This window comes from Anoxybacillus ayderensis (assembly GCF_000833605.1).
Taxonomy (GTDB): Bacteria; Bacillota; Bacilli; order Bacillales; family Anoxybacillaceae; genus Anoxybacillus; species Anoxybacillus ayderensis.
The window spans coordinates 19,458-27,542 of sequence record NZ_JXTG01000022.1; the positions used below are offsets into that span (position 1 = coordinate 19,458).

Here is an 8,085-nt window from a genome sequence, read left to right on the forward strand (position 1 = left end):
CCTTAGCTAATTTGGTCGAGCGCATCACGCTTCATTTGCTGTTCGACCATGCGATCAAGTTGTTGAACTTTTTTCAAGGCGAGTTCGTCATCGATTTGGCGATAATGATGTTTACCGCCCGGTTCCTCATCCGCTTCATCCGCAAGTTTGACGATCGTCTGGAGCGGCTTTCGTTTTAATTCTCCTTCTGGAAGGTACGAATCGGTGTGAAGCAAAATGGCGAGGGCAATTTCTTTCGCATGTTGAGGGTGTTCGCCGAGTCGAATAAGTAACTTATGCGCTCGCTCTGCCCCTTTAATCGCATGAATATCGTTTTGTTTATATGTTTCATAGTCCCACGTTCCGTTTGAGTACCATTCATAATGACCGATATCGTGAAGCAAAGCAGCTTTTGTCGCTAAATCGACATTCACTCCATAAAGCAAGGCGAGGCGATATGCGTGGTATGCAGTAGCGATGGCGTGCGCGACGCCTGAACGTTTCAAATATTTTTGAGTGATGGGGTGAAGGAAGATGTCAGTTAATGTGACACGTCTCATAGCTCACCATCCCTTTCGAATGTTTTTCTAATTATCATATCATGTCTTTTTTAGAAAAGGCAATATATATTTTTACAGAAAAGAAAAAATAGACGAAAGACGTCATGACGAAAAAATTTTTTTAAAAAAGTGTTTGACAAACTAGGGGACGATACGTATAATGAAAAATGTGTTCGATAACACAACAACATACGATTCCGTAGCTCAGCTGGGAGAGCGCCACCTTGACAGGGTGGAGGTCGCTGGTTCGAGCCCAGTCGGAATCATCGCAAAACCCGAGTTCGATGAAAGAGCTCGGGTTTTTTATGTTTGCACAGTTCGAGAATTCACCCACATTTTGTATGCAGGAAAATCGCCGATGTTGTCGAATAAAAACGTCGAAATCATTGTATGCGAGGTGACTATATGTCCATTGATCATGACCGTCTGTTTAAAGAGCTGATTCAAACGTTTTTTGAGGAATTTATTGTTCTCTTTTTTCCGGCGATGCATGAGCATATCGACTTTCACCATTTGTCGTTTTTATCCGAGGAGCTGTTCACCGATGTGACAGCAAGGGAGAAGTACCGTGTCGATTTGCTTGTCGAAACGAAGTTAAAAGGCGAAGATGGGCTTGTCATTGTGCATATCGAAAACCAAAGCTATGTGCAACCATCATTTCCTGAACGGATGTTTATTTATTTTAGCCGTTTGTTTGAAAAGTACCGTAAAAACATTGTACCAATTGCTGTATTTAGCTACGATACGATCCGCGACGAGCCATCGACATTTACCCTCCAATTTCCTTTTGGCCACGTGCTTGACTTTCGTTTTTTTACTGTCGAATTGCGCAAACAAAACTGGCGCAACTACATCCGCCAAGACAACCCGATCGCCGCTGCACTACTAAGCAAAATGGGATATACTGAAAGTGAACGAGTAGAACTGAAAAAACAATTCTTACGTATGCTTGTACGGATGGAATTGGACGAAGCGAAACAACGATTGCTGTTTGGTTTTTTTGAAACATATATTAAACTATCCGATGAAGAAGAACGAAGACTGCGAAGCGAGGTGAATGAAATGGAGACGAAAGAAAAAGAACAAGTGATGGAATTGATTATTTCTTATGAACAAAAGGCGTTAGAAAAAGGAAGAGAAGAAGGGGTGAAGCAAGGAATAAAGCAAGGAATGAAGCGTCTTGTACAAACGATGGCGAAAAAAGGGATGAGTGTAAAAGACATTGCGAACGTCACCGACCTTTCGGAAGAAGAAGTGGAGCGGTTGTTGGAGTAGGGGGGACTGTCGTCGACCTTTTTGGAGACGGCAGTTTTTTGTTTTACAATGAGTGGGTGCCAATATGATGTTCGTTTGCCGTTTAACACGCTTTCTTCTAACGTTGCAAATTATCACGAATATTTCTTAAGATGTTCTCATTTTGTTGTCATTGTGCGTGTGTCCGTAAGTATGAGTGTGATAAAAATTTTCATTGACAAACATTTAAAAATCATCAATCCTTCTAAATAAGAGCGTCATTAGTACTATCGTTTATAGTGAAGAAGGGATTGGATTGAAAATAGCTAAGGTACTGTAGTTGAGTAATTTTAATTACAATAATTACCATGTAAAAGAGACAAACAGGGTATCCCTTATGCCACGTGGAGCTGTTTTTTCACGGTATCAATGGGAATATTTTGTTTCGCTGCACGGTAAATGAACTCCACGAGGCTATGTCCTTTTCTCTTGCGCAGAAGATCGAGCCCATCAGAAAAATCGCTGTTCGACTCGAACATGCTGTACACGTAAGCAAGCTGCACCAAGATCCAGTAGCGTTTCACCGCCCGACGTCCGCGAACGCGGTATCCATCGAGTTTCAGCTGGTCTTTCACTTGACGGAAAAAACATTCGATCGACCAACGCTGGGCATAGTAGCGCAAGATCTCTTCATCGCTTAGATCCCGGTCGGTGCTCAAGACGCAGTGAAGATGTTCCGATGTCATCGGCTGATCGGCTTTCCAAGCGAGCAGCACCACGGCATCATCGAGACCTTTGAGAGAGCCTTCGTAGCGATAAACCCGATAACGCTCTTCTCCCACCGTGACGAGGTGAGTGTCTTTCGGTTCGATGTAGCGGGCAAACTCCCTCACCTGAACCGCAATGCCTTTTGGATAAAGAAGCCGATTGGCCTTGAGCATTGCGATTACGTGGAATCCCTTTTTCAGACAAGCTTCCACGAGCGTTTGCGATGGATACCAAGAGTCCATCAGCACATAAACAGGACGGTGTACATCCAAAGAAGAAAGCATCTCGATCGCGAGTTTCCCCTTGCTTTTCCCAGCCGCCTTGTCGTAGAGGCGAAAGGCAAAAGGAAACGCTTGGGTCATCGTATGAACCATGAGCCAAACGAGAGAATGTCCCCAGATCGACTTTTTCTCTGTGTGAGAATAGTGCCAATCACACCCTTGAATGACGTGCGTTGCCTGTGACGAGGGCTTCGTTTTTTGGCAAATCGTATCATCGATCGAAACAAAAAGGGGTTGATTCCCCTGTTTGGCGATGCGTTCGACACGACGAAGCATCCACTGTTGAAGTTTGCGAAGCAACGTCTCTTCATCCCAAGGGCTTTTCGTGAAAAAATGGCTGAGTGTCGTGCGGTGGTTCGGATGAAAGCTCCAATGATGAAGATCGGTCAATGTTCCCGCAAATCCTTTGGTGGTCAGCGCATCCACGATATGAACGAGATGCTTCATGACAGGTTTTGAAAAATAAAGTGCCAACCCCAACATCGTGAAAAACTTGTGGATTCCTTGATGATGTGCTAATCTATTCATGAGACATGAACCTCCTTGTGAATAGTTTTGGTGACACATCTATTCTAATCAAGGAATCGGGTTCATGTCTCTTTTTTTTGTTTGGTTGTAAATTTATGTTAGCGAATTTGCTCATCTACAGTTTAATAAATTTAAAAAGGACTAACTAACCGCTTGCCCACATATATGTGTACAAATAAAAACTTACAGGGAGGGATCGTTCATTGTCGATTTTATTAACTGGAATCATTGTAACGATTTTATCTTTGATTGTTATTGTTTTCGTATTCATAAAAAGAAAGAAAATCACATGTATGGTCGGAATGATGGTGGCGATGGCTTTAGGAATGTTGGTCGGGCTAACAGGTGGCTTGCTGGTCGGGATTTTGTATAGCGGTAACCTCTTTTTCTCAACCGTTTTAGGAATGGGTTTTGGGTTTTTAGCCGGTTTTTTGACCGGGCTGCCGATTAGTGTCATGGCCATCATAGATGGCGTTTTGTCAGGAATAATGGGCGGAATGATGGGAGCGATGTTAGGAGAAATGATTTCGCCGCAACACCAAAATTCAATGATTCGTGTAATGCTCGTCATATTTGTTGGGATGATTGGTATTGTTTTGTACATGCTTCAACAAGAAACTGGTTTTAACCGTTTCTCTTTCATCAACAAAATATTCCATAATCCATTGTTATTATCAATCGTCTTTCTGCTGTTTTTCTACACATATAATCATTTAAATAATACGCTCGATCAAGGTCATAACGTGCCCATAAAAAATTCCCATATGAGCCACTCTATGACTAATAATAAGCTGTCTGGCTCTCCGTTGAATTCCAGTACAAAGGCGAAAAAAGTAGTCATTGAAGCAACCGAATTTGCTTACTTCCCTAAAGATTTCAAACTTACCGTAGGACAACCCGTAACCTTAATTTTCAAAAATAGCGGTGAAGTTGAACATGATATCGAATTCGAAAATATGAAAGCATCTCTCTTACAACAAAGTCATCATGGGAATCATTCAAAAAATCAAACAGTCCATATTCATTCTTTGCCAGGAAAAACAGCCGAAATCAGGTTCATACCGGTCGAAAGCGGTGTTTTTCGCTTTTATTGCACGGTTCCTGGACATAAAGAATCTGGTATGGTTGGATTCGTTGAAGTTTCTTAACAAAGTGAAGTAGCTGCCGAGACAATGCTCGGCTTTTTTCATTTATATTATTGTTTAGTTTTACATACAACTAAAGTGAAATAACATGCAATATGTTGGAGAAGGGCGGTTGAGTCAACTACCCCCACTTAGCTAACGCTTGAAGCGGGGGCTTGCAACTCCCCAGAAGTGCGAACGGACTTCGTCCTCCTTCCTTGACTTGGGGTTACATCAGGGGCAGGTTGACGACTACCCAACGACATAGGTCATGCCTATATCGCTACCGAGTGGCTCGGCATGTCTGTAGGCAGTACTTGACTTCCACGCACAACAGACGGATGTACGCTCGACGTTTTACGGTTGCAACGTTTCCTGCAACCAACTCCCTACATCGAGTAACGGGGATTGGAGTGCCTTGATTCAACGGTTTTCTCCACATTCTTATTCTATCATATACAAAAGAAAGGAGGAAGGGCGATTCCTCCCCGACTTTCGCTCTCGCTTAGAAGTCGGGGTCTCCTCGCCAAAGATGATGAAGGTGTTTCATTATACGATTGAAGTACAAAGGGGAATGAACGAAACGATAAAGATGTTGGAAGAAAGCTTGAAAAAAGAAGGATTTGGAGTTTTGTGGAAATTTAGTGTAACGGAAAAACTGCAGGAAAAAGGATTCGATTTTCAAACACCGTTTGTGATTTTGGAAGTATGTAATCCGCAAGAAGCAGCGCGTGTGCTTTCTGAAAACTTATTAGCAGGTTATTTTCTTCCGTGCAAAATCGTGGTGTATAAAGAAAATGAAACAACAAAAATTGGTATGCCAAAACCAACCATGTTAATCAGCATGATGAATCATGAAGAACTGAAAAAACTAGCGGAAGACATTGAAAAGAGATTAATATCCTGTATTGATGAATGCAGATAAATAGCTGTTAAATGAACCGAAAATAACATTGTCTAAACCTTCGAGAAAAAGCCTTTATTAGGCTTTCTCTTTTATGTAAAATTTGGGAGGAGTTTAGTCCATTTTTCGAAAATATCCAATTAACAAATAATAATCCAAGACAAGAAATTGTAAATTTTTATGAACACTTTCTCCATAATTCTCCTTTATTCTAAAACCAGAAAAGGATGGAGGTGTTGAAAATGAAAAAACTTATTTCAGGTTTGTTCGTCCTTGTTTCAGCTTTTGTATTAGCTACAGCTGTTTTTGCAGCAAATAAAAATGATAATAATGATTGGAAAGAAATGTTGCCAATGATGAAACAAATGCATCCAAATTTATCAGAGGAACAATTACAAAAAATGTACGAACAGTGTCGAAGTAATGGAAATAAAATGATGAAACATATGATGAATTATGACAGAGTGAATCAACAAATGATGAAACAAGGACATATGAACAATCATATGATGTAGCAAGGTTTAATCAAATATATTTAAGCACTGTAGGCTTAAAACTACGGTGCTTTTTTATGCGTAAATTTCAGCAAATAGAAAAGAAAAACAGCAGGTTTAAAAACTCAACCTGCTGTTTATTTATATTTACGGCATGACGCTGATCCCGTTCGGAATTTCACCTACTTGAATCGTTTTGATTACTTTGCTTTGCTCTTTATCAATGACACTCACCGTGTTGTCAAACATATTGGTGACGAAAACATATTTTTGATTCGGACTTGTGACAACTCCGTGCGCTCCTTTGCCTGTTTCAATTGTGGCAACTACTTGTTTCGTTTTTATGTTTATTTTGCTTACGGAATGAGACGGTGCATCTTTCGTCCCTTGATTGGCTACATAAGCAAATGTATCGTCAGGATCCATGTACACTTGGGCTGGTCCCCGACCGACCGGAACTTTTTCCACTTTACCGCTTGCTAAGTCAACAATGGCGAGGGCATTCTCTGCATTTAACGTTACGGCTAATGTTTTACCGTCCGAAGTAATACCGGTTGTTACAGGAGTAGATCCTACTTTTATTTTCTTTTCTTCTTTCATCGTTTCTAAATTGAGGATACTGACGCTATCTTCTCCCATGTTGGCAATATACGCATAACGGCTATCTTTAGAGATCCGGAAACCATGCGGACCTTTTCCAGTTGGAATTGTTTGGATGACTGAGTAGCTCGCCATATCAATGACTGAAACGTTATTGTCTTCATTATTGGTAACGAGAGCGTACTTTCCATTTTCGGTGAAAACGATATGAGCAGGGTGATTCCCCACTTCCACTTTCTTTATTAATTCGTCTGTTTCTGTATTATAAAACAACGCCATTCCTTTCATATCCATTGATTGATCATTTCCATGTTGCATTTCCGGAACTAAAGTAGCGCCGAGAATTTTTCCGTCAGGAGAAACTTGGACGTTATGAATCGCACCGTCTACTTTGATTGTTGCGACCACTTGATTCGTTTCTACATCAATTTTTGAAATACTTCCGCCTTCATTAGCAACGAAGTAATATTTTTTCGTTTCTTTTCTTTGCTCTTTTTTGGTGGCTGCGGCCTGTTTGTTTTCACCTAAAGTAGTGTTGTTTTTTTGAGAATTCGCTCCGCAACCTCCTAAAACAAACATAAACATCGTCAATAAGGTTAACAACGCAATGATCGTTTTACGCATCAAGTATTTCCTCCTTTTGCTTTATTGTGTCTGAAGACATGATATTAGCAAAAATATTTAGTCGCTGTGACGAATTTCACAATAAAAATAAAATTTCTTAAAATAGTTACAGTTTATTGAAATTCATAAATTCTGCAAATTTATCCTATAAAATAAGAATATTTTAAATTATTTATGGAATAAGAAGGAGGAACTGTTGTGGGAGCGAATTTCGAAAGAATGATTCAAGAGTATCGAGGTGACATGGAATCAGTCTATCAAACTTGGTTTATCGATAATGACCAAAGATTAAAAGCATTTCGTACTATTCGAAACGGTGTTATAGAGGTAATTAAGGATATAGAAAACAATACATTCGGAAATGACTTTAAAGGGTCCACGTTAGAAATTGTAGTTACAGCCATTGCAGAACAAAAACAAGTTTTTGAAGGAGCCGCCCACGCGTTTTATTGGAAGCCGAAACTTCGAATACCGGATATTTATGAAAATGAACGTAATAAAAAGGCTTTTGGGAGATTTTTAAAATCATGTCTTCAAGCAACAACGGAAAAGCAACTTATAGAAGAAATTGTTAAACTAGATCAATCACAAATTAAAGGACTTGGACCTGCTGTAGCTAATATTCTCTATTTTCTTCATCCAACTGTTTTTCCACCTTTTAATACAGCTATTGTAAAAGGTTTTAACCTTTCAGCTTGTCGACAAAGTCGACAAGCTGTTTTAATATATAGGTATAAGGGTATAGGAGGGGGAAATCGGATGCTTCAACGTCATCAAGAAGATCGTAGACATGTGGAAACAACGGTAAAGATTGATGACCTTGTTCCTGAGGATCACCTTGTGCGTAAGCTAGAAAAAGCGATTGACTTCTCTTTTATTTACGACATCGTCAAAGATCTATACTCACCTGATCATGGACGACCAAGTATTGATCCGGTTGTGTTGTTCAAAATGTACTTGATCCGTTATATCTTCGGCATTCGTTCGATG

At 40.1% G+C, this 8,085-nt stretch carries 8 protein-coding genes and 1 tRNA gene; 6 read left to right on the forward strand and 3 right to left on the reverse strand.

Annotation, left to right across the window (positions count from 1 at the left end):
* Positions 1-2 precede the first annotated feature (2 nt).
* Positions 3-539: an HD domain-containing protein gene (locus tag JV16_RS13095; RefSeq protein WP_021096004.1), complete on the reverse strand. Its 537-nt coding sequence runs from the start codon at positions 537-539 to the stop codon at positions 3-5.
* A gap of 193 nt (positions 540-732) precedes the next feature.
* Here JV16_RS13095 and JV16_RS13100 point away from each other — a divergent pair.
* Together JV16_RS13100 and JV16_RS13105 are read left to right on the forward strand one after the other, a co-directional pair.
* Positions 733-805 (forward strand) — tRNA-Val (locus JV16_RS13100).
* 139 nt (positions 806-944) lie between these two features.
* Positions 945-1,814, forward strand: coding sequence for an Rpn family recombination-promoting nuclease/putative transposase (locus tag JV16_RS13105; protein ID WP_021096019.1), 870 nt, complete (start codon positions 945-947; stop codon positions 1,812-1,814).
* Positions 1,815-2,167: 353 nt separating this feature from the next.
* On the opposite strand, the gene JV16_RS13110 is transcribed toward JV16_RS13105, so the two are convergent.
* Entirely contained in the window at positions 2,168-3,349 is a 1,182-nt protein-coding gene (locus JV16_RS13110; protein ID WP_042536253.1) for an IS701 family transposase, read from the reverse strand.
* Positions 3,350-3,552: 203 nt separating this feature from the next.
* Between JV16_RS13110 and JV16_RS13115 the strand changes: the two genes are divergently transcribed.
* The 3 genes from JV16_RS13115 to JV16_RS13125 all read left to right on the forward strand — a co-directional run bounded on the left by JV16_RS13115 (position 3,553) and on the right by JV16_RS13125 (position 5,892).
* Positions 3,553-4,497 carry a plastocyanin/azurin family copper-binding protein gene (locus JV16_RS13115; RefSeq protein WP_042536255.1) on the forward strand — a complete coding sequence of 315 codons (945 nt, stop codon included), beginning with the start codon at positions 3,553-3,555 and terminating at the stop codon, positions 4,495-4,497.
* A gap of 517 nt (positions 4,498-5,014) precedes the next feature.
* Positions 5,015-5,398: a DUF302 domain-containing protein gene (locus JV16_RS13120; RefSeq protein ID WP_042536257.1), complete on the forward strand. Its 384-nt coding sequence runs from the start codon at positions 5,015-5,017 to the stop codon at positions 5,396-5,398.
* A gap of 221 nt (positions 5,399-5,619) precedes the next feature.
* A complete protein-coding gene (locus JV16_RS13125; RefSeq protein ID WP_042536259.1) occupies positions 5,620-5,892 on the forward strand; it encodes a hypothetical protein in 273 nt (90 codons plus the stop codon).
* 126 nt (positions 5,893-6,018) lie between these two features.
* Here JV16_RS13125 and JV16_RS13130 read toward each other — a convergent pair whose 3' ends face one another.
* A complete protein-coding gene (locus JV16_RS13130) occupies positions 6,019-7,095 on the reverse strand; it encodes a YncE family protein (RefSeq protein WP_042536261.1) in 1,077 nt (358 codons plus the stop codon).
* Positions 7,096-7,293: 198 nt separating this feature from the next.
* Between JV16_RS13130 and JV16_RS16015 the strand changes: the two genes are divergently transcribed.
* On the forward strand, positions 7,294-8,085 hold a 792-nt coding region (locus JV16_RS16015; protein WP_420864995.1), incomplete at its 3' end, for a transposase.

Coding starts and splice junctions, on each gene's coding strand:
- JV16_RS13095 (WP_021096004.1), bottom strand. CDS start 539: ATGAGACGTGTCACATTAACTGACATCTTCCTTCACCCCATCACTCAA.
- JV16_RS13105 (WP_021096019.1), top strand. CDS start 945: ATGTCCATTGATCATGACCGTCTGTTTAAAGAGCTGATTCAAACGTTT.
- JV16_RS13110 (WP_042536253.1), bottom strand. CDS start 3,349: ATGAATAGATTAGCACATCATCAAGGAATCCACAAGTTTTTCACGATG.
- JV16_RS13125 (WP_042536259.1), top strand. CDS start 5,620: ATGAAAAAACTTATTTCAGGTTTGTTCGTCCTTGTTTCAGCTTTTGTA.
- JV16_RS13130 (WP_042536261.1), bottom strand. CDS start 7,095: ATGCGTAAAACGATCATTGCGTTGTTAACCTTATTGACGATGTTTATG.